This window comes from Methylobacterium radiodurans, assembly GCF_003173735.1.
GTDB lineage: Bacteria > Pseudomonadota > Alphaproteobacteria > Rhizobiales > Beijerinckiaceae > Methylobacterium > Methylobacterium radiodurans.
In genome coordinates this window covers 2,695,661-2,716,081 of the sequence record NZ_CP029551.1, presented here as the reverse complement: position 1 = coordinate 2,716,081, position 20,421 = coordinate 2,695,661, and the positions used below count along the sequence as shown (strand labels likewise).

General features: G+C 72.1%; 15 protein-coding genes. 9 read left to right on the top strand and 6 right to left on the bottom strand.

Translation table 11 applies throughout. The features are described from left to right. Positions 1–53 precede the first annotated feature (53 nt). From nusA to DK427_RS12510, 8 genes are all read left to right on the top strand, one after another. On the top strand, positions 54–1,673 hold the full coding sequence (gene nusA / locus DK427_RS12545; protein ID WP_109951555.1) for a transcription termination factor NusA: 1,620 nt from the start codon (positions 54–56) through the stop codon (positions 1,671–1,673). A gap of 20 nt (positions 1,674–1,693) precedes the next feature. Next, positions 1,694–2,422, top strand: a complete 729-nt coding sequence (locus DK427_RS12540) for an RNA-binding protein (protein ID WP_281276988.1) — start codon at positions 1,694–1,696, stop codon at positions 2,420–2,422. Positions 2,423–2,597: 175 nt separating this feature from the next. Continuing rightward, positions 2,598–5,540 (top strand): translation initiation factor IF-2, encoded by a 2,943-nt coding sequence (gene infB / locus DK427_RS12535; RefSeq protein WP_109951554.1) that lies wholly within the window; start codon positions 2,598–2,600, stop codon positions 5,538–5,540. 114 nt (positions 5,541–5,654) lie between these two features. Beyond that, positions 5,655–6,089, top strand: coding sequence for a 30S ribosome-binding factor RbfA (rbfA, locus tag DK427_RS12530; RefSeq protein WP_109954135.1), 435 nt, complete (start codon positions 5,655–5,657; stop codon positions 6,087–6,089). Positions 6,090–6,246: 157 nt separating this feature from the next. Next, entirely contained in the window at positions 6,247–7,254 is a 1,008-nt protein-coding gene (truB, locus tag DK427_RS12525) for a tRNA pseudouridine(55) synthase TruB (protein WP_109954134.1), read from the top strand. 75 nt (positions 7,255–7,329) lie between these two features. Beyond that, entirely contained in the window at positions 7,330–8,721 is a 1,392-nt protein-coding gene (locus tag DK427_RS12520; protein WP_109951553.1) for a dihydrolipoyl dehydrogenase, read from the top strand. Between the two features lie 110 nt (positions 8,722–8,831). Continuing rightward, on the top strand, positions 8,832–11,420 hold the full coding sequence (locus DK427_RS12515; protein WP_109951552.1) for a histidine kinase dimerization/phosphoacceptor domain -containing protein: 2,589 nt from the start codon (positions 8,832–8,834) through the stop codon (positions 11,418–11,420). Then, a complete protein-coding gene (locus tag DK427_RS12510) occupies positions 11,417–11,992 on the top strand; it encodes a biliverdin-producing heme oxygenase (RefSeq protein WP_109951551.1) in 576 nt (191 codons plus the stop codon). Before DK427_RS12515 ends, DK427_RS12510 begins: the two co-directional genes overlap by 4 nt. Before the next feature lie 78 nt (positions 11,993–12,070). Here the strand turns inward: DK427_RS12510 and gmk are convergent, their stop codons facing one another. The 6 genes from gmk to dusB all read right to left on the bottom strand — a co-directional run bounded on the left by gmk (position 12,071) and on the right by dusB (position 18,964). Beyond that, positions 12,071–12,739 (bottom strand): guanylate kinase, encoded by a 669-nt coding sequence (gene gmk / locus DK427_RS12505; RefSeq protein ID WP_109951550.1) that lies wholly within the window; start codon positions 12,737–12,739, stop codon positions 12,071–12,073. A 37-nt stretch (positions 12,740–12,776) separates the two neighbouring features. After that, positions 12,777–13,640, bottom strand: coding sequence for a YicC/YloC family endoribonuclease (locus DK427_RS12500; protein WP_245930917.1), 864 nt, complete (start codon positions 13,638–13,640; stop codon positions 12,777–12,779). 106 nt (positions 13,641–13,746) lie between these two features. After that, positions 13,747–15,114, bottom strand: a complete 1,368-nt coding sequence (gene mltG, locus DK427_RS12495; protein ID WP_109951548.1) for an endolytic transglycosylase MltG — start codon at positions 15,112–15,114, stop codon at positions 13,747–13,749. A gap of 166 nt (positions 15,115–15,280) precedes the next feature. Next, a complete protein-coding gene (ntrC, locus tag DK427_RS12490; protein WP_109951547.1) occupies positions 15,281–16,744 on the bottom strand; it encodes a nitrogen regulation protein NR(I) in 1,464 nt (487 codons plus the stop codon). A 4-nt stretch (positions 16,745–16,748) separates the two neighbouring features. Next, complete coding sequence (locus DK427_RS12485; protein ID WP_245930915.1) at positions 16,749–17,963, bottom strand: two-component system sensor histidine kinase NtrB; 1,215 nt, start codon at positions 17,961–17,963, stop codon at positions 16,749–16,751. Next, positions 17,960–18,964, bottom strand: a complete 1,005-nt coding sequence (gene dusB, locus DK427_RS12480) for a tRNA dihydrouridine synthase DusB (protein ID WP_109951546.1) — start codon at positions 18,962–18,964, stop codon at positions 17,960–17,962. Before dusB ends, DK427_RS12485 begins: the two co-directional genes overlap by 4 nt. A gap of 172 nt (positions 18,965–19,136) precedes the next feature. Here dusB and DK427_RS12475 point away from each other — a divergent pair, with 172 nt between their 5' ends. Next, the gene (locus DK427_RS12475; protein ID WP_109951545.1) at positions 19,137–20,420 is read left to right on the top strand and encodes a bifunctional 2-C-methyl-D-erythritol 4-phosphate cytidylyltransferase/2-C-methyl-D-erythritol 2,4-cyclodiphosphate synthase; all 1,284 of its coding nucleotides are present in this window, start codon (positions 19,137–19,139) and stop codon (positions 20,418–20,420) included. Position 20,421 lies beyond the last annotated feature (1 nt).

Here is a 20,421-nt window from a genome sequence, read left to right as displayed (position 1 = left end):
CCGCCGCTCCCGCGGCCCCTGAACACCGTATCCGAACGGAAAGGACCTGAACCATGGCCGTTGTCAGCGCCAACAGGCTCGAACTCCTGCAGATCGCCGACGCGGTCGCCCGCGAGAAGGTGATCGACCGCCAGATCGTGATCGAGGCGATGGAGGAGGCGATCGCCAAGGCCGCTCGCTCGCGCTACGGCGCCGAGACCGACGTGCACGCCGAGATCGACCCCAAGACCGGGGCTCTGCGCCTCTCGCGCCACCTGCTCGTGGTCGACGAGGTCGAGAACGACGCCCGCGAGATCACCCTCGACCAGGCCCGCCGCTACAATCCCGGCGCGCTCGTCGGCGACGTGATCTCCGATACCCTGCCGCCCTTCGATTTCGGCCGCGTCGCGGCGCAGTCGGCCAAGCAGGTCATCGTCCAGAAGGTGCGCGACGCCGAGCGCGACCGCCAGTACGAGGAGTACCGCGACCGGATCGGCGAGGTCGTCAACGGCCTCGTCAAGCGCGTCGAGTACGGCAACGTCATCGTCGATCTCGGCCGCGGCGAGGGCATCGTGCGCCGCGACGAGATGATCCCGCGCGAGACATTCCGTCCCGGCGACCGCATCCGCTCCTACCTGTTCGACGTGCGCCGCGAGGTGCGCGGACCGCAGATCTTCCTGTCCCGCTCGCACCCGCAGTTCATGGCCAAGCTCTTCGGCCAGGAGGTGCCCGAGATCTACGACGGCATCGTCGAGGTGAAGGCGGTCGCCCGCGACCCGGGCTCGCGCGCCAAGATCGCGGTGATCTCGCGCGACGGCTCGATCGATCCGGTCGGCGCCTGCGTCGGCATGCGCGGATCCCGCGTCCAGGCGGTGGTCGGCGAGCTGCAGGGCGAGAAGATCGACATCATTCCCTGGTCCGAGGACCAGGCGACCTTCATCGTCAACGCGCTCCAGCCGGCGGAAGTGGTGAAGGTGGTGCTCGACGAGGAGGCCGACCGCATCGAGGTGGTGGTGCCCGACGACCAGCTCTCGCTCGCCATCGGCCGCCGCGGCCAGAACGTGCGGCTGGCCTCGCAGCTCACCGGCTGGGACATCGACATCCTGACCGAGGCCGAGGAATCTGAGCGCCGCCAGAAGGAATTCGCCGAGCGGACCCAGGTCTTCATGGAGGCGCTCGACGTCGATGAGACGGTCGGCCAGCTTCTGGCGGCCGAGGGCTTCCGCAACGTCGAGGAGATCGCCTACGTCGACACGCAGGAACTCTCGAACATCCAGGGCCTCGACGAGGAGACCGGTGCCGAGATCCAGGCGCGCGCCCAGGAGCACCTCGCACGCATCGAGCAGGAGCACGACGACCGCCGCCGCGAACTCGGCGTCGAGGACGAGCTGCGCGAGATCGACGGTGTGACGACGCCGATGCTGGTCGCCTTCGGCGAGAACGACGTGAAGACGGTCGAGGATCTGGCGGGCTGCGCCACCGACGACCTCGTCGGCTACACGGAGGGGCGCGGCCCCGAGGCCGTGCGCCACGCCGGCTATCTCGACGGGTTCGACCTGTCGCGGGCCGAGGCGGAGGCCATGATCATGGCCGCCCGCGTGCGGGCGGGCTGGATCGAGGCCGCGCCCGAGGAATCGGAGGCCGTTGAGGGCGAGGGTGAGGCCGAGGCCGAGCCCACCGAGGCGCAGGCCTGAAGCAGGCGGGGAGCCGCGCCGTGGAGGCCGCCGAGATCGATACGGGCGAGGAGCCGGCGCTCGACGCCGGCCCGGGTATGGGGCGCCGGATGCCGCAGCGCACCTGCATCGTCACGCGTGCCGTCCAGGCGCCCGAGGTGATGATTCGGTTCGTGCTGGGCCCCGATGGTGCGGTGGTGCCGGACCTGCGGGCGCGCCTTCCGGGCCGCGGGGCCTGGGTGACGGCGCGCCGCGACACGGTGGCGGAGGCGGTGAAGCGGCGGCAGTTCCAGCGCGCCTTCCGGGGCAAGGCCGGCGCCGTGCCGGCCGACCTGCCCGACCGGATCGCCCTGGCGCTGCGCGAGGATCTGCGCCAGGCGATCGCGCTCGCCAACAAGGCGGGCTGCATCGTCGCCGGCTTCTCGAAGGTCGAGTCGGCGATCGGCGGCGAGCCCGGCGTTGCAGCCCTAATCCACGCCGCTGAGGCGAGTCCCGACGGGCGCCGCAAGCTCGTCGCGGCATTGCACCGGCGGCATGGCAGCTCCATATCGGGGATCCCGATCGTGGATGACCTGTCTGAAGACGAATTGGACATGGCCTTGGGTCGGGATCATGTGATACACGCTGCGCTCGTCGCAGGAGTCGGAGCCACCGGCTGCCTGGCGCGTTGGCGTCGGCTACGCTCCTTCGAGGGCGCCGGTACGGCGATCGAGGAGCCGGGCTCTGCACGCGAAGACGGGGGCGTCCTGCCTCCGCCGGGGGGTGCCTGAGCCTCCGGGCGGTTGCGGGTTCGAAGCCCGCGTCCGAGCGGGATGCGACATCTAAGGAATTCTTGGCCGGATCCGTGGGCTTGAGCTCACCGCTTCCTGCTCAGAACGAGTCAGGTCGGCGCTCAAGGGGGCGCCGGTTCACGGGACGATGGAAACCCTCAAGGGTTCGAACTGAATGAGCGATACGAACAACCCGGGCGACAAGACTCTGAGCAAGGCTCCCGCGCGACCGCTGTCCAGCAAGCGGCCGATCGAGGCGGGGACCGTGCGTCAGAGCTTCTCCCACGGCCGGTCCAAGCAGGTCGTCGTGGAGACGGTGAAGCGCCGCGTCATCGGCGCCACGCCCGGCACACAGGCCCCGACCCGAGAGGCGGCGCCCGCTCCCGCGGCCCGTCCGGCGCCCGCTGCGCCGGCCGCCGCGCGGCCCGCGCAGCGTCCGACCTCCGGCGTCGTGCTGCGCACGCTGAGCGAGCAGGAGCGCGAGGCCCGCGCCGCGGCGCTCGCCGACGCTCAGCGCCGCGAGCGTGACCAGCAGGAGGCGCGCCGCCGCGCCGAGGCCGAGGCCGAGGCTGCCCGCCGCGAGGCCGAGGCCGCCGCCCAGCGCGAGCGTGAGGCCGCCGAGGCCCGCAAGCGCGAGGCGGAGGCTCAGGCCCGTCGTGAGGCCGAGGAGCGCCAGCGCGCCGCGGAAGCCGCGAAGGCCGCCGCTGAGGCGCCCGCTGCGCCGCCCGTCCAGGCTCCCGCCCAGCCCGCGCCGGCTCCGGTCGCGGCCGCCCCGAGCGCGCCCGCTGCCCCGGCCCGTCCGGCGGCTCCGGCTGCCGCACGTCCGGCTTTGGCCGCTGCTGCGCGGCCCGCTTCTCCCGCCGCGGCCCGCCCTGCGGCGCCCGCCGGTGCCCGTCCGGCCGCCTCCGCGGCCCCGGGCGCCCGCCCGCCCGTCGCGCCCCGGCCGGCTTCCACCGAGCCGCGCCGCACGATCACGGCCGACTCGCGCAAGCCCCGCGACCTGAACTTCATGGCCCGCCCGGCGCCCGCGCCGGAGCCGGAGAAGCCCGCCACCCCGACGACCGCCCAGCGGCCCGCCGGCGCGGCCGCGCGCCCCGCCACCGGCCGTCCCGCCGCGGCGGAGGACGAGAGCGACAACACGAAGCGGGTGATCCGGCGTCCCGGCCAGCCGCTCAAGATCATCGCGGCGCCCAAGACGCCGAAATCCCCGGGCGGCGACCGCAACCGCGGCCGCCTCACCATCGCGACCGCCACCTCGGGCGAGGACGAGCGCACGCGCTCCGTCGCCTCGTTCCGCCGCCGCCAGCAGCGGATGAGCGGCCATCGCCAGATGGAGCAGAAGGAGAAGCTGTCGCGCGAGGTGACGATCCCCGAGACCATCACCATCCAGGAACTCGCCAACCGCATGTCGGAGCGGGCCGTGGACGTGATCCGTCTGCTCATGAAGCAGGGCCAGATCCACAAGATCACCGACGTGATCGACTCGGACACCGCCCAGCTCATCGCCGAGGAACTCGGCCACACCGTGCGCCGCGTCGCCGAGTCGGACGTCGAGGAGGGCCTGACCTCGGACGAGCCGGATCTGGAGGAGGATCTCGATCCCCGTCCGCCGGTCGTCACGATCATGGGCCACGTCGATCACGGCAAGACCTCGCTGCTCGACGCCATCCGCAAGGCGAACGTGGTCGAGGGCGAGGCCGGCGGCATCACCCAGCACATCGGCGCCTACCAGGTGGCGGCGCCGTCGGGCGATCTCATCACCTTCATCGACACCCCCGGCCACGCGGCCTTCACCTCCATGCGCGCCCGCGGCGCCAAGGTGACGGACATCGTGGTGATCGTGGTGGCGGCTGATGACGGCGTGATGCCCCAGACGATCGAGGCGATTCAGCACGCCAAGGCGGCGAACGTCCCGATGATCATCGCGGTCAACAAGATCGACAAGCCGGACGCCAAGCCGGAGCGGGTCCGCACGGAGCTGCTGCAGCACGACATCCAGGTCGAGTCGATGGGCGGTGAGACCCTCGAGTTCGAGGTCTCCGCCAAGACCGGCCAGGGCCTGCCGGAGCTCCTCGAGGGCATCCAGATCCAGGCCGAGATCATGAACCTGCGCGCCAACGAGAAGCGCGACGGCGAGGGCACGGTCATCGAGGCCCAGCTCGATCGCGGTCGCGGGCCGGTGGCCACGGTCCTGGTCCAGCGCGGCACGCTGTTCACCGGCGATATCGTGGTGGCGGGCGCCGAGTGGGGCCGCGTGCGCGCCCTCATCGACGACCAGGGCGAGCACGTGCAGTATGCCGGCCCGTCCGTGCCGGTCGAGGTGCTGGGCTTCAACGGTACGCCGGATGCCGGCGACCGCGTGATCGTGGTGCCGAACGAGGCCCGCGCCCGCGAGGTCACAGAGTACCGCGCCCGTGTGAAGCGCGAGCGCCTGGCCGCCCGCACGGGCGGTGCCAACCGCTCGCTCGTCGACATGATGCGCGATCTCAAGGAAGGCGCTGGCCGCAAGGAGCTGCCGATCGTCATCAAGGGCGACGTGCAGGGCTCGGTCGAGGCGATCTCGGGCGCGCTCGACAAGCTCGGCAACGACGAGGTTGGGGCACGCATCCTGCTCGCCGGGGTCGGCGGCATCACCGAGTCGGACATCACCCTGGCGCAGGCCTCGAAGGCCTTCGTCATCGGCTTCAACGTGCGGGCCCACAAGGAAGCGCGCGAGTCGGCCGAGCGCAACGGCATCGAGATCCGGTACTACAACATCATCTACGACCTCGTGGACGACATCAAAGCCACGCTGTCGGGGATGCTGCCGCCGACGCTCCGCGAGGAGCGCCTGGGCGAGGCCGTGATCCAGGAGGTCTTCGAGGTCTCGAAGGTCGGCAAAGTCGCGGGCTGCCGCGTTCAGGACGGCATCGTCGAGCGCGGCGCCCATGTCCGCCTGATCCGCGACAGCGTGGTCATCCACGAGGGCAAGCTCAAGACGCTGAAGCGCTTCAAGGACGACGCGAAGGAGGTCACCTCCGGTCAGGATTGCGGCATGGCCTTCGAGAACTTCGAGAACATGCGCGCCGGCGACACCATCGAGTGCTACCGGGTCGAGGAGATCCGCCGCAGCCTCTGACGCGGTCTTTTCAAGGCCGGTCGCGGCGGCTGCAGCCCGGGCTGCAGCCGCCGTTTTCTATTGTCCCGCTCCGCGCCGGCCGACTCCGCCGCGGTGCCAGATCGCTTTTGGATGATGGCCCAGAAACCTTCCCCAACCGGCCCCTCGCAACGCCAGCAGCGCGTGGCCGAACTCGTGCGCCACGCGCTCGCGGAGGTGCTCCAGCGCGGCGACGTGCAGGATCCGACCCTGTCCTCGCACGTCATCACCGTGCCGGAGGTGCGGATGTCGCCGGATCTCAAGCTCGCCACCGCCTACATTATGCCGCTCGGCGGCCAGGACGAGGCGCCAGTGCTGGCGGCCCTCGACCGCAACCGCAAGGTCCTGCGCCAGGAGGTCGCCCGCCGGGTGAACCTCAAATACGCGCCAGAGCTGCGCTTCCGCCGCGATGAGACCTTCGACGAGGCCGCTCGCATCGATCGCCTGCTGCGCGACGAGCGGGTGAAGCGCGACCTTGATCGCCCCGACGACGATGACGCGGCCGAACCGGATGCCGGTCCCGGGCATTGACCCGGGTCTGCCGCAGATCGCCCGCCCGGTATCACCGGGCGCCAGAACCCCGATGCACACGGAAGCGGGCTTCGACGCCATCCCGCCGCCGCTCGAGAGGACAGACACGGCTTTGATCAACGAGTTTCCGCCCCCGGAGCGCCCGGCCGCCGCCGAGATGCCCCCGTCCCGCGAGCGCCGCTTCCAGGGCGAGCGCCAAGGTGAGGGCCACGGCGAGCGCCGTCCGCAGCGCGGGCCCCGGCCCGACCGCCCGAAACGCCGCGACGTCTCCGGCTGGGTCATCCTCGACAAGGGCGTCGGCATGACCTCGACCCACGCGGTCGCGGTGGTGAAGCGCCTGTTCAACGCCAAGAAGGCGGGCCATGCCGGCACGCTCGATCCGCTGGCGTCGGGCATCCTGCCGATCGCGCTGGGCGAGGCGACGAAGACCGTCCCGTTCGTGATGGACGGCCGCAAGGCCTACCGCTTCACCGTCGCTTGGGGCGTCGAGACCGACACCGACGACGGTGAGGGCCGCCAGGTCGCCACCAGCGAGGCGCGCCCGAGCCGCGAGGCCGTCGAGGCCGCGCTGCCGACCTTCCTCGGCTCGATCGAGCAGGTGCCGCCGCGCTTCTCCGCCATCAAGATCCAGGGCGAGCGCGCCTACGATCTCGCCCGCGAGGGCGAGGTGGTGGAACTCGCCCCTCGCCGCGTGCAGATCGACCACCTGGCGATCGTCGAGCATACCGGCGACCACACGGTGATCGAGGCGGAGTGCGGCAAGGGCACCTACGTGCGCGCCATCGCCCGCGACCTCGGGCGCATGCTCGGCTGCTACGGCCACATCGCGGCGCTCCGGCGTACCCGCGTCGGCCCTTTCATGGAGGCGGTCGCTTGCCAGGTCGCGGGTCTCGACAACGAGAACCCGGATGCCAACCTCGCCCATCTCCAGCCGGTCGAGACGGCGCTCGACGGCGTGCCCTCGACGGCGGTCTCCCGCGACATGGCCCTGCGCCTGATGCGCGGACAACCGGTGATCCTGCGCGGGCGCGACGCGCCGGCCGCTGGCAAGGCCTTCGCCACCTGCGGCGGCATCCTCGTCGCGGTCGGCGACGTGGAGCGCGGCGAGCTCGTGCCGCACCGGGTCTTCCATCTCGGTGGGACTGCGGCGAACCGCCCGGCCTGAGGCCCCGGCGGGTCCGGAACGAAGGCTTCCTCGGCCTGTTGGCCCGCGGGTGCATAGCCGCCCGCGGGGAACCTGATGCCTGAGTACAGCTTCGACGTCGCGATCATCGGGGCCGGCACCGCCGGCATCGCCGCCTACCGGGCAGCTGTGGAGGCCGGCGCCGACGCGGTGCTGATTGAGCGCGGCCCCGGGGGAACCACCTGCGCCCGAGTGGGCTGCATGCCCTCCAAGCTGCTGATCGCGGCGGGCGAGGCCGCTCACGCGGCCCGACAGGCGGGTCTGTTCGGCGTGCGCGTCGGCGAAGTCCGGATCGACGGGCCCGCCGTGCTGCACCGCGTCCGCGCCGAGCGCGACCGCTTCGTCAGCGCCGTCTTCGATTCCCTCGACGAGATCCCGGACGTGCGCCGCATCGCGGGCGAGGCTCGCTTCCTCGACGCCCGCACCCTCGCGGTCGGCCCGCACAAAGTTGCGTTCAGCTCGGCCGTCATCGCCACCGGCTCGAGCCCGGCCGTGCCGAAGCTGCTCCGAGGGCTGGGCGATCGGGTGCTCACCACCGACACGATCTTCGAGATCACCGATCTGCCGGATTCCCTCGCGGTCCTGGGCGGCGGGCCGGTCGGGGTCGAGCTGGCCCAGGCGATGGCGCGCCTCGGCGTCGCCGTCACCGTGATCGACACTGGATCGACGCTCGCCGGCCTCACGCATCCGGATCTCGTGCAGGCCGCCGCGGAGATCTATGCCGCGGATATGACGCTGCTGCGCGAAACCGAGATCGAGCGCGCCGAGGCGACCAACGCGGGCGTGCGCCTCGCGTGGCGCGGGGCCGACGGCACCCGCGGCGAGGGCTGCTTCGCCAGCGTCCTGTCGGCGGCCGGGCGGCCGCCGAATCTGGCGGGCTTGGACCTGGCCGCAGCCGGCCTCGACCTGGATGACGAAGGCTTGCCGCGCTTCGATCCGCGCAGCCTCGTCTGCCACGGAACGCCGCTCCTCATCGCGGGCGACGCCAACGCCCTGCGGCCGATCCTGCACGAGGCGAGCCGCCAGGGCACGATCGCCGGGCGCAACGCCGCAGCACTCGCGCGGGGTCAGAGCCTCGACGCGCCCGAGTCGTGGACGACACTCGCGATGGTCTTCACCCATCCACAGACCGCGCGGGTTGGCGCTCCCTACGACGACGGGGCCGAGGATCGGGTCGTGGGCACCGCCAGCTTCTGCGACCAAGGCCGCGCCCGCATCGAAGCGGCGAACCAGGGCGGCATCCGCCTCTGGGGTGACCGCGCGGGCCGCCTGCTCGGCGGCGAGCTGATCGGCCCGGAGGTTGAACACCTCGCGCACATCTTGGCCGATGCCATCGCGGCCGGACGGACGGTCCAGGATCTTCTCGATCGTCCTGTCTACCACCCGACGGTCGAGGAGGGACTGCAGAGCGCCCTCACGGCGCTGGCGCGCGCGGCGCCGCAGGCGTGAGGCCCGCGCACAACCGCAGGGTGGTCGATACCAGCGCGGCACGCTCAGAGCATTGCGCTCAATCTGTCCGCCCGGCATACCGGGCGTCCGATGAGTCAGTCTCCCTCCTGATGCCGCAGATCGCAACGCCGGGCGATCACGTCGACCTCGACGCTCTCGCACCCGACGAACTCGACCAACTCGACACGGGTGTCGTCGGCCTCGACGCTTCGGGCGCCGTCGTCGTCTTCAACGAGGGGGCCAGCGCGCTCTGGGGATTGTCCCGGGAGGCCGTGCTCGGGCGCAACTACTTTCGCGAGGTGGTGCCCAGCACCAACGTGCCGGGCTTTCTCGGTCGCTTCCTGGCCGGGCGCCGCCGCGGCTCCCTCGACGAATCGTTCGAGTTCGTGTTCGGCCGCATGCCGGGCTCCCTGCGCACGCGCGTCCACATGCGCAGTGGCCGGACGCACGACTGGCTGACGATCAACCCGCTGGAGAGCCTCGGCGCCGGCCCGTCGCGCGAGGCCGTGATGGCGGCGATCGGCAGCCGCGTCCGGGCGGAGCCGGTCGATCCCTCGATCTGTGAGCGGGAGCCGATCCACATCCCGGGCTCGATCCAGCCGAACGCCGTGATGCTGGCGGCGGACGCCGAGGCCCTGACGATCGTCGCCCACAGCACCAATGCCTTCGATATCCTGCCGGGCCCCGAACCGTTCCTCGACGGGCGCCCGCTCGCGGCGGTGCTGCCGCTCGGCTTCATCGATGTGGTGCGGGCCCGCCTCGCCGCCGGCACACTGACGGACGGCCGCTCGGTGCGCCGGACCCTGCGCCTCGACGGGCAGGAGGGCGCCTACTACGCGGTGGCGCACGCCCATGCGGGCCGCCTCATCGTTGAGTTGGAGCGCGCGCCCGATAGTCCGGACGATTTTGGCGATGCCCGCCAAGCCGACACGGAGCTTGCGGTGGGCCGCCTGCGCGCCGCCGAGACGCTGGCGGAGGCAGCCCAAATCGCCGCCCACGAGGTCCGGGCGCTGACCGGTTTCGAGTGCGTGCTGGTCTACCGGTTCGACACGGACTGGAACGGCGAGGCGGTGGCCGAGGACAAGATCTCCGACTGGTCGCGCAGCCTGTTCGGCCTGCGCTTCCCGGCTTCCGATATCCCGGCCCAGGCTCGTGCCCTCTACACCCGGGCCAAGAGCCGCTTCGTGATCGACCGGGACTGCGTGCCGGTCCCGCTGGTGGGCGCGCCCACTCTCGGCAACGCACCGATCGACCTCACCTTCGCGCAGAACCGGACCCTGTCGCCGATCCATCTGGAATATCAACGCAATCTCGGCGTGAACGGGTCGATGTCGATCTCGATCATGGTCGAGAACCGGCTCTGGGGCCTGATGATCGGCCATCACCGGCAGCCGCACTACGTGCCGCCCGAGACCCGCGCCGCCGCGACCGTACTTACGGACGCCTTCGCCATGCGGGTGCAGGAGATCGCGGCGCGCACGCTCTGGGCGGAGCGGCAGGCGCATCTGGCGACCGAGGCGCAGCTGGTGCGGGAGCTGACGCGCTCCGACGATTTCGTCGCCGCCCTGACCGGGGCCGAGACCACGCTCCTCGATCTGTTCGGTTCGACCGGAGCCGGCATAGTCGCGGGCGATCGAGTGACGCTGATCGGGCGGACGCCGCCTGACGACGATGTGCTGGCGCTCTCGGCCTGGGTCAGGCAGCGGATCGGCCCGGACGGGACGAGCTTCTCCTCGGAGAGCCTCGCTGCGGACTTCCCGACCTTCGCGACCCACCGCGAGATCGCCAGCGGCCTGCTCGCCGTCTTCGTGGACGGGCAGCGCGAGAACCTGATCCTCTGGTTCCGGCCCGAGGTGCCGAGCACCGTGACCTGGGGCGGCGACCCGCGCAAGCCCGTCCTGGCCGGCGACGGCCCGGTGGCGGTGCTGCCGCGCCGCTCCTTCGAGCGCTGGGTGGAGGAGCGCACGGGCTTCGCCGCCCCGTTTGCCGAGTGGCAGGTCTCGCTCGCCGTCTCCCTCGCCCGCGCGGTCGAGGGCGTGGTGCTGCGCCAGCGCCGCAAGATCGACGAGCTGACCAGCCTGCTCGCCGAGAAGGAGCGGCTGCTCGCCCAGAAGGACCTGCTGACCCGCGAGATCGACCACAGGGTCAAGAACTCGCTTCAGATCGTCTCGTCCTTCCTGCAGCTGCAGCGCCGCAACATCGCGGATGCGGACGCCCGGCAGGCCTTCGCCGACACCTCCGCCCGGGTGATGAGCGTCGCGCGCGTCCACGACAGCCTCTATCAGGCCGAGACGATCGAGGAGGTCGATCTCGGCCAGACCATCGAGAGCCTGTGCCGCGACCTCGCTGGGCTCGCCGGAGAGGGGCACGCCGTCGATCTCACGGCCGAGGCCGGCCTGATGGTGCCCTATCGCAAGGCGGTGGCGCTCTCGCTCATCGCGACCGAACTCGTCACCAATGCGTTCAAGTACGGTGCCTCCGGTCCGGGTACGGGCCGCGTCGCGGTCGAGGTCTCGGCGGCGGGCCTCGGGGTGAAGCTGCGCGTCTGCGACGACGGCGCGGGCCTGCCGGACGGCTGGGACTCGAACCCGCGCGGCACCGGCCTCGGCATGAAGCTGATCCGCGCCATGCTCGACCAGATCAACGCTCGGCTCGAGGTCGCCAACGATCCCGGCGCCTGCTTCACCGTCACCGCATGATCGGGGATCTGCACCGGCGCCTGCGCGCGGCGACGGAGGCGGCGCACGCGGGTCTCGAGCACGATCTCGGCTGGGAGCGGCGTGTGGCGACCGTGGCCGGCTACCGCGCTCTGCTCGCGCGGTTGCGTGGCTTCCACGCGGCCTACGAGCCGGCGATCGGCGCGGGCCTCGCCGACGAGCCCTTCTTCGGTCCGCGGCGGCGCCTCGATCGGCTCGACGCCGACTTGGCCTATCTCGGCCTCGACGCAGCGGCGATTAGCTGCCTGCCCTTTCCTGATACGCCGCGGCTCGACGGCCCGGCGGCGCTGGGAGCCCTCTACGTCCTAGAAGGATCGACGCTCGGCGGTCAGGTGATTGGCCGCCGCATCGCGGCCCTGCACGGGCTGACGACCGACGGGCTCACCTATTACCGCGCGCACGGGCCGGCGACCGGCGCGATGTGGTCCGCCTTCCGGGCACGGTTGGAGACGGTGGCCGACGAGGCCGCGCTGACCGAGGCAGCGGTCGCCACCTTCCGGGCGATGCGGGACTGGCTCTGCGCGGACGACGCTGCGACGTCCCGCGCCGCATGAGCGGACATCCAGTAGACTACTTCAGGGGTCGCGAGACCCCCTCTCCTCGCACCCGGGCAGAGGGTCTCAGCCCCGGTCTCAGCCTCCCTGCCCCTCCGACAGGATCCCCTCCACGAAGCCCTCCAGCCCCGTGCGGCGGGTCCGGCGCAGGCGCTCGGCGGTCAGGATGCTCTGCAGCGCCGTGAAGGCGTTCTGCAGGTCGTCGTTGACGATGACGTAGTCGTACTCGCTCCAGCGCTGGATCTCGTGGCGGGCGTTCTGCAGCCGCTTCTCGATCGTGGCCTGCGAATCCTCCGCCCGGCGCTCCAGGCGCTGGCGCAGCTCCGCCATGCTGGGGGGCAGGATGAAGACCGTCACCACATCGTCGGCGAGCTTGGAGCGCACCTGCCGGGTGCCCTGGTAGTCGATGTCGAAGATCATGTCCCGGCCGGCCGCCAGCACCCGCTCCACCGGGCGGCGCGGCGTGCCGTAGAAGTTGCCGTGCACCTCCGCCCATTCGAGCAGGTCGTCGCGGGTCCGCAGGTCGTCGAAGGCCTCGCGCTCGATGAAGTGGTAGTGCTTGCCGTCGATCTCGGAGGGGCGCCGCGCCCGGGTCGTCACCGAGATCGAGAGATCGAGACCCCAGCCGCCGTCCTGCGCGATGGCCCGCGTCAGCGTGGTCTTGCCCGCCCCCGAGGGCGAGGACAGGATCAGGATGAGGCCGCGCCGCGCGATCGCGTCCGGCCTGTGCCGCACCGGCTCCGTCATCCGCGCCCCCCGCTCGTCCATTCCGTCACGCGCAAACTCACTCGACGTTCTGCACCTGCTCGCGGAATTGCTCCACCACGGCCTTCAAGTCGAGTCCGATCCGCGAGAGCGCGGCGTCGTTGGCCTTGGCGCAGAGGGTGTTGGCCTCGCGGCCGAGTTCCTGGGCCAGGAAATCGAGCCGCCGCCCGATGGCGCCGCCCTTGGCCAGAAGCTCCTGCACCGCGCCCACATGGGTGCGCAGCCGGTCGAGCTCCTCGCGCACATCCGCCTTGGCGGCCAGCAGTACCGCCTCCTGGTGCAGGCGGTCGGGATCGAGGCCGCCGCCCTCGGTCAGGCCGGCGACCAGGGCCGCGAGGCGCGCGCGCACCGCCTCCGGCTTGCGGGCGGGGCACGCCTCGGCGGCCTCGGTCAGTTCGGCGATGCGCGCGATCTGCCCGCCGACGATCTCGGCGAGCTGGCGCCCTTCGGCGCGGCGCGCTTCGACGAGGTCGGCCACCAGCCGCACCACGCCCTCCGCGAGGTCGCGGGCGAGCGAGTCGGTCTCGGGCGCGGCCTCCTCCTCGGTCTCGATCACGCCGCGGATCGCGAGCAGGCCGTCCATCGTGGCGGGCGCGATGCCCTCGGGCACGGGCACCCGGGCGACGGCGGCGGCGAGGCTGCCGAGCAGCGCCTCGTTGACCCGCACCCGCACGGCGGTCTCCGGCTTCGTCAGCGCGAGGCTGAGCTGGCACTGGCCGCGCGACAGGGTCTTCTGGAGGGCGGTGCGGGCGACCTCGCCGGCCGCCTCGTAGCCGTTCGGCACGCGCAGGCGCACGTCGAGCCCGCGCCCGTTGACGCTGCGGACCTCCCAGGCCCATTGCACAGGCCCGGAGGTGCCGGCGGCGCGGGCGAACCCGGTCATGCTCGCGATCATGGGGCGGTCGATTCCGGCGCTTCCTTCGTTCCCCCCACAAAGGGGGCGGGGCGCGCCGGATTGCAAGCGCTGAGAGAGCCCTACGACAGGCGCGCTATGGCTGCTTCAGCACCGGCACGGTCTTGGGCGAGCCGAGATCGTAGGTCTTGTTCCGCAGCGGGTCGAGGCGCGTGCCCTCGGAGGCGTCGAAGGCCTTCGGGCGCGTCGCGCCCTGGCCCTCGATGAAGGCGGCGTTGGTGCCGGGCGGCGCGTAGGCCGAGGCGCGGCCGGGCGTGGCCGGTTCGGCGGCGGGCTCGACCTTGTCGACGCCGCCGGCATCCGGCGTCGGGCTCTGGCGGGAGCGCTCGACGGCGCGCCAGCGGGCGACGTTGCGCTGGTGGCCCTCCAGGCTGTCGGCGAAGGCGTGCCCGCCGGTGCCGTCGGCCACGAAGTAGAGGTCCTTGGTGCGCGAGGGGTTCGCCACCGCCTCCAGCGCGGCGCGGCCCGGATTGGCGATCGGGCCCGGGGGCAGGCCCTCGATCACGTAGGTGTTGTAGGGGGTCGGCCGGTCGATCTCGGAGCGCAGGATGCCGCGGCCGAGCGTGCCGCGCCCGCCGACCAGCCCGTACACGATGGTCGGGTCCGATTGCAGCTTCATGCGCCGGTTAAGCCGGTTCACGAAGACGCCGGCTACCCGCGGGCGCTCGTCGGCCCGGCCGGTCTCCTTCTCGACGATCGAGGCGAGGGTGACCATCTCGGCCGGCGTCTTCACCGGAACCTCGGCGTTGCGGCGCAGCCAGATCTGGTTCAGCACCTCGCGCTGCTTCTGCTTCATCAGGTTGACGATCATCTGGCGCGTCGCGCCGCGCTCGAACTTGTAGGTGTCGGGCAGGAGCGAGCCCTCGGCCGGGATCTCGCCGATCTCGCCGGTCAGCACGTCGTTCTCGTTGAGGCGGGTGACGATCTGCTCGCTCGTCAGCCCTTCCGGGAAGGTGATGGCGTGCTGGACCTGCCGGCCGGCCGTCACCGTGTCGATGGCGTCGCTGATGCTGGCGCGGGCCTTGAAGTTGTACTCGCCGGCCTTCAGCGGCGGCTTGCCGCCGAAGCGTGCCGCGAACTCGAACAGGCCGGTATGGCCGATCACGCCCTCGCGGCGCAGGATCTCGGCGATCTCGCCCGTGCCGCTGCGGGTCGGGATCACCACCACCTTGTCGGCGGCGAGCGGGCCGGGCTCGTGGATCTGGCGCTGGAACAGGGTCAGACCGATCATCGCCCCGATGGCGACGACGACCGCGAAGGTCAGGAGTCCGCTGATCGTGGCGACGAGCCCGCCGCGCTCGCGCACCGGCCGCTCGGGCGGCGGAGGCGCGGCGGTCGGCTTGATCGCCTCGTGCGGCGAGCGCGGCGAGAGCCGGTTCGGCAGCGCGGCCTCGTCCCGGGTGATCGGCGTCGACTCGAACGTCTTGCGTCTGCGGAAGAACATGGGGATCCTGCTCGGGCTCGTCCCGGCGCGCGCGGCGCGCACAGGGCGTCGTCCCGCGTCGGGTGAAGGCCGCGGCGGGACGAACCTAGCGGGTTTTGTGGCGAAATTGCCATTCGGCGCGGCAGAATGCCCGTGCAGGCCGCGCCGTTGTCCCGTGTCGGCCGCCTCAGCGCGAGGAGCGCAGCACCTGCAGGTCGAGGTCGCGCACCTTCTTGCGAAGGGTGTTGCGGTTGACGCCGAGCAGCTCCGCCGCGCGGATCTGGTTGCCGCGGGTGGCCGCGAGCGCCGCGCCGATCAGCGGGCCCTCGATCTCGCGCAGGATGCGGTGATAGAGGCCGGGCGGCGGCAGGGTGTCCCGGTAGCCCGAGAAGTATTCGGAAAGATGCCGCTCGACGGCGCCGGACAGGCTCTCCGATTCGCTGCCCTTGCGGGCCCCGTTCTGGCCCTGCGCCGCGGCGGGCGGGGCGAGCGGCAGGGTGTCGAGTTCCGCCTCGATCACCGGACCCGTGATGGTCTCCTGCGGGTAGAGCGCCGCGAGGCGGCGCACGAGGTTCTCCAGCTCGCGCACGTTGCCGGGCCAGCGGTAGCGCTTCAGCCGCTCCATCGCGTCGCCGTCGAGCGTCTTGCGGGTCAGTCCCTCCCGCTCGACCAGCACGAAGAAGTGGCGCACGAGGTCCGGCACGTCCTCCGAGCGCTCGCGCAAGGCCGGCAGGCGAAGCGGCACGACATTCAGGCGGAAGAACAGGTCCTCGCGGAAGATTCCCTGCTGGATCGAGATGCGCAGGTCCTTGTTGGTGGCCGCGATGATCCGGACGTTCGTCTTGATCGGCACGCGCCCGCCGACGGTGGTGTACTCGCCCTGCTGCAGCACGCGCAGCAGGCGCGTCTGGGCCTCCATCGGCATGTCGCCGATCTCGTCGAGGAAGAGCGTGCCGCCCTCCGCCTGCTCGAAGCGGCCCGCCGAGCGCTGGAGCGCGCCCGTGAAGGCGCCCTTCTCGTGGCCGAACAGTTCCGACTCGATGAGGTCGCGCGGGATCGCCGCCATGTTGACCGGCACGAACGGCCCCGTGCGGCGGCGGCCGTAATCGTGCAGAGCCCGCGCCACCAGCTCCTTGCCGGTCCCGGACTCGCCGGTGATCATCACGGTAAGGTCGGTGGGCATCAGGCGGGCCAGCGCCCGGTAGATCTCCTGCATGGCGGGCGAGCGGCCGACCAGGGGAATGTCCTCGTTCTCGGGCCCGGCCCCGGGTGCCGGCGCCCCGCGGGGGCGGGACAGCGCGCGGCCCACGATGGCGATGAGCTCCTTCAGGTCGAAGGGCTTGGGCAGGTATTCGTAGGCGCCCCGCTCGGAGGCGCGGATCGCCGTCATGAAGGTGTTCTGCGCGCTCATCACGATGATCGGCAGTTCGGGGCGCACCCGCTTGATGCGCGGCAGCAGGTCGAACACGTTCTCGTCGGGCATCATCACGTCGGTGATGACGAGGTCGCCCTCCCCTTGCGCCACCCAGCGCCAGAGCGTCGCGCAATTGCCCGTGGAGCGGACCTCGTAGCCCGCCCGCGAGAGCGCCTGGTTGAGGACCGTGCGGATCGCGGCGTCGTCGTCCGCGACGATGATGTGGCCGTTGGGCATGACTCTACTCGGCCTCCGCGACCGATTCGCGCCCGTCGCGGGCGCTCGACATGGGGAGGAGAAGGCGGAAGGTGGTGCGGCGGGGGGCGGGATCGCACTCGACGATCCCCCCGTGGTCGCCGACGATCTTGGCCACCAATGCAAGACCGAGGCCGGAGCCAGAGGCCTTCGTGGTGACGAAGGGGTCGAACAGGTCCGGCAGGAGTTCCGCGGTGATGCCGGGGCCGTTGTCGCGCACCGCCACCTCGATCGGCAGGCTGACGCGCTCCCGCGAGCCCGGCACCTGCAGCCTGAGGCCGGTGCGGAAGGCGGTCGAGAGGGTGATCTCGCCGTCCACCGTGTCGGCGCCGATCGCCTCGGCGGCGTTCTTCACGAGGTTGAGGATCACCTGGATCAGCTGGTCGCGGTTGCCGAGCACCGGCGGCAGCGAAGGATCGTAGGTCTCCACGAAGCGGATGTGACGGGCGAAGCCCGACTGGGCCGAGCGCTTCACCTGGTCCAGCACGCCGTGGACGTTGACCGGCACGCGCTCCACCGGGCGCTCGTCGCCGAACAGCTCCATCCGCTCGACGATGCGCACGATGCGGTCGGACTCGTCGCAGATCAGCCGGGTCAGGACCCGGTCCTCCTCCGCGCCGGATTGTTCGAGCAGCTGCGCCGCGCCGCGGATCCCGGCGAGCGGGTTCTTGATCTCGTGGGCCAGCATGGCGCCGAGCGCCACCATGGAGCGCGCCGCGCCCCGGTGGGTGAGCTGTCGGTTCATCTTGTCGGCGATGGTGCGCTCCTGGAGCATCAGCACCACGCTGTCGCCACTGTCGCCGAGCGCCGTGGCGAAGACGTCCACGCTGCGCTCCTGGCCGGTGCGCGGCGAGACCAGCTCGACCCGGTACTCGCTGACGCTGGAGCGGCGGCGGCGCACCTCGGCCACCAGCGCGATGATCGGCGAGGCGAACGGGATGATGTCGCGCAGTTGCCGCCGCTGCATCAGCCGGGCGGAGGCATCGAAGAAGCTCTCCGCCGCGTGGTTGCAGTGGACGATGTGGTCGTCCGGGCCGATCGTCAGCACCGGCAGCGGCAGCGCGTTCAGCACCGCCGTGCCGCTGAGGCCCGGTACGCCGGTCTCGGCGTCCGCAAGGTGGCCCGAGAGGTCGCCCGCTTCGCGTTCCGTCACGCCCATGCCCCCCTTGACCATGCCCCCCTCGACCATGCCGCCGCTCACGCGGCCTCCGCGACCGCCGGGGCGGGCGCACCGAACGCGTCGCGCAGCAGGGCGCGGGCCGTGGCCGGATCCGTGGTGGTGAGCAGCCGGGTCCGCGCTTCCGGCGACAGCGCACCGCCGGTCTCCGCGTAGGCCGCGAGATGCTTGCGGGCGTGTCGCACGCCCATGTGCTCGCCGTAGAGGGCGATCAGCCCGTCGTAGTGCTCGACCGCGATCGCGGCCTGCTCCGCGCGGGTGGGCGCCGGCGCGGGTTCTCCGGCCAGCGCCCGGGCGATCTGGCCGACGAGCCAGGGACGGCCGACCGCCGCGCGCCCGACCATCACGCCCGCCGCGCCCGAGGCCGCGAGGCAGGCGCGGGCATCGGCCAGATCAGCGATGTCGCCGTTGGCGACGACCGGGATCGCGACCGCCTCGACGACCGCGCGGATTGCCGCCCAGTCGGCCCGGCCCTTGTAGAATTGCTGGCGCGTCCGGCCGTGCACGGTCACGGCGTCGAGCCCGATCGCCCCCGCGCGCCGGGCGAGTTCCGCGGCGTTGAGGCTCTGGTGATCCCAGCCGAGGCGCATCTTCACGGTGACCGGCACGGTCACGGCCGCGCGCACCGCCTCCAGAAGCCGGCAGGCATGGTCCAGGTCCCGCATCAGGGCGGAGCCCGAGGCGCCGCCGGTCACCACCTTGGCCGGGCAGCCCATGTTGATGTCGATGACGTCCGCGCCGCAGCCGACCGCGAGCCGCGCCGCCTCGGCCATCGGCTCCGGCTGGCAGCCGGCGAGCTGCACCACGTGCAGGTCCACGCCCGACCCCTCCGCCCGCAGCCGCGCCTCGCTGGCGCCGCGGGCGAACTCGGCCGCCGCCACCATCTCGGAAACGACGGCGCTCGCGCCGAGCCGCCGGGCCGCCCGCCGCATGTGCAGGTCGGTGACGCCCGAGAGCGGAGCCAGGAGCGCGAGGGGCGCCGGAGCGCCGCCGCGCAGGGCGCTCAAATAATGATCATCGGTCATTCTGCTCAAGGAATAGACAAAAGCTGCGCCGACGCAAGCGGCAACCGCGTTGATTTCGGAGGTTGCCCCGCTTAAAGCCGGGGCACCCCGCCCGGTACCCTCCCCGGTGCAGGTCTGCATGCGCGCCCTCGCGCGCCGAACGCGTCAACCTTGCGAGAGGGGAAGGCCCGTCATGTCCACCACCGGTTCGAGCGTCGCCGCGGTGGTCGTGGCAGCGGGCCGCGGCATCCGAATCGGCGGTGGCACGCCGAAGCAGTACCGGCAGGTCGGCGGACAGGCCGTGCTCACGCGGACGCTGGCCGCGCTCGGTGCCCTGCCGGTCGTCGGGCGGGTGCAGGTGGTGATCGCCCCCGACGCCGCCGCCTTCTACGAGACCTGCCTGGCGGATCTCGATCCGGCCGTCCGGGGCAAGCTCCTCGCGCCCGTCGAGGGCGGGGCGACGCGCCAGCAATCGGTGCGGGCGGGCCTCGAGGCGCTGGCCCAGGCGGGCGCGCCCGAGATCGTGCTGGTGCACGACGCCGCCCGACCCTACGTGGACGCCGCTCTGATCGACCGCGCCGTCGCGGCGGGCCGCGACCATCGCGCCGCGGTGCCGGGCGTGGCGGTGAGCGACACGATCAAGCTGGTCGACGATCCCGGCGACGGCATCGGCCGGGTGCGCGAGACGCCGGCCCGCGAGGCCTTGCGCGCGGTGCAGACCCCGCAGAGCTTCCATTTCGCCGCCCTTCTCGACGCCCATCGCTCGGCGGCGGCGGCGGACCTTCACGGCTTCACCGACGACGGCGCGCTCGCCGAGTGGGCCGGCCTGCCGGTCGTCGTCTTCGCGGGCGACCTGCGCAACCGCAAGATCACCCAGCCGGCCGACCTGATCGAGGCGGACCGCGCCTTCGGGGCGCCGGATAGGAGCACGCCCATGACCCAGTACGTGACCCGCCTCGGCACCGGCTTCGACGTCCACGCCTTCACCGAGGGCGACCATGTCTGGCTCGGCGGCGTGCGGATCCCCGCCGACCGCGGCGTGCTCGCCCACTCGGACGGCGACGTCGCCCTGCACGCGCTCACCGACGCGCTCCTCGGCGCCATCGCGGACGGCGATATCGGCACCCATTTCCCGCCCTCCGACGAGCGCTGGCGGGGTGCGGCCTCCGACCAGTTCCTGGCCCACGCGGTCTCGCTGGTGCGGGCGCGCGGCGGGCGCATCGACCATCTCGACATCACGGTGCTTGCCGAGGCGCCGCGCATCGGCCAGCACCGCGAGGCGATCCGGGCGCGCATCGCCGAGATCGCCGGCGTGCCGCTCTCCAGCGTCTCGATCAAGGCGACCACGACGGAGAAGCTCGGCTTCGTCGGCCGCGCCGAGGGTCTCGCCGCCCAGGCCGCCGCGACCGTGCGCCTGCCCGACGAGGAGACCGTACCCGTGGACGCGCAGGCCGAGACCGCGATGCGGCAGGGCTGAG

Excerpts from the sequence above, each read along its gene's own strand:
- nusA (WP_109951555.1), top strand. The coding sequence starts at position 54 with ATGGCCGTTGTCAGCGCCAACAGGCTCGAACTCCTGCAGATCGCCGAC.
- infB (WP_109951554.1), top strand. The coding sequence starts at position 2,598 with ATGAGCGATACGAACAACCCGGGCGACAAGACTCTGAGCAAGGCTCCC.
- rbfA (WP_109954135.1), top strand. The coding sequence starts at position 5,655 with ATGGCCCAGAAACCTTCCCCAACCGGCCCCTCGCAACGCCAGCAGCGC.
- truB (WP_109954134.1), top strand. The coding sequence starts at position 6,247 with ATGCCCCCGTCCCGCGAGCGCCGCTTCCAGGGCGAGCGCCAAGGTGAG.
- DK427_RS12520 (WP_109951553.1), top strand. The coding sequence starts at position 7,330 with ATGCCTGAGTACAGCTTCGACGTCGCGATCATCGGGGCCGGCACCGCC.
- DK427_RS12515 (WP_109951552.1), top strand. The coding sequence starts at position 8,832 with ATGCCGCAGATCGCAACGCCGGGCGATCACGTCGACCTCGACGCTCTC.
- DK427_RS12510 (WP_109951551.1), top strand. The coding sequence starts at position 11,417 with ATGATCGGGGATCTGCACCGGCGCCTGCGCGCGGCGACGGAGGCGGCG.
- gmk (WP_109951550.1), bottom strand. The coding sequence starts at position 12,739 with ATGACGGAGCCGGTGCGGCACAGGCCGGACGCGATCGCGCGGCGCGGC.
- DK427_RS12500 (WP_245930917.1), bottom strand. The coding sequence starts at position 13,640 with ATGACCGGGTTCGCCCGCGCCGCCGGCACCTCCGGGCCTGTGCAATGG.
- mltG (WP_109951548.1), bottom strand. The coding sequence starts at position 15,114 with ATGTTCTTCCGCAGACGCAAGACGTTCGAGTCGACGCCGATCACCCGG.
- ntrC (WP_109951547.1), bottom strand. The coding sequence starts at position 16,744 with ATGCCCAACGGCCACATCATCGTCGCGGACGACGACGCCGCGATCCGC.
- dusB (WP_109951546.1), bottom strand. The coding sequence starts at position 18,964 with ATGACCGATGATCATTATTTGAGCGCCCTGCGCGGCGGCGCTCCGGCG.
- DK427_RS12475 (WP_109951545.1), top strand. The coding sequence starts at position 19,137 with ATGTCCACCACCGGTTCGAGCGTCGCCGCGGTGGTCGTGGCAGCGGGC.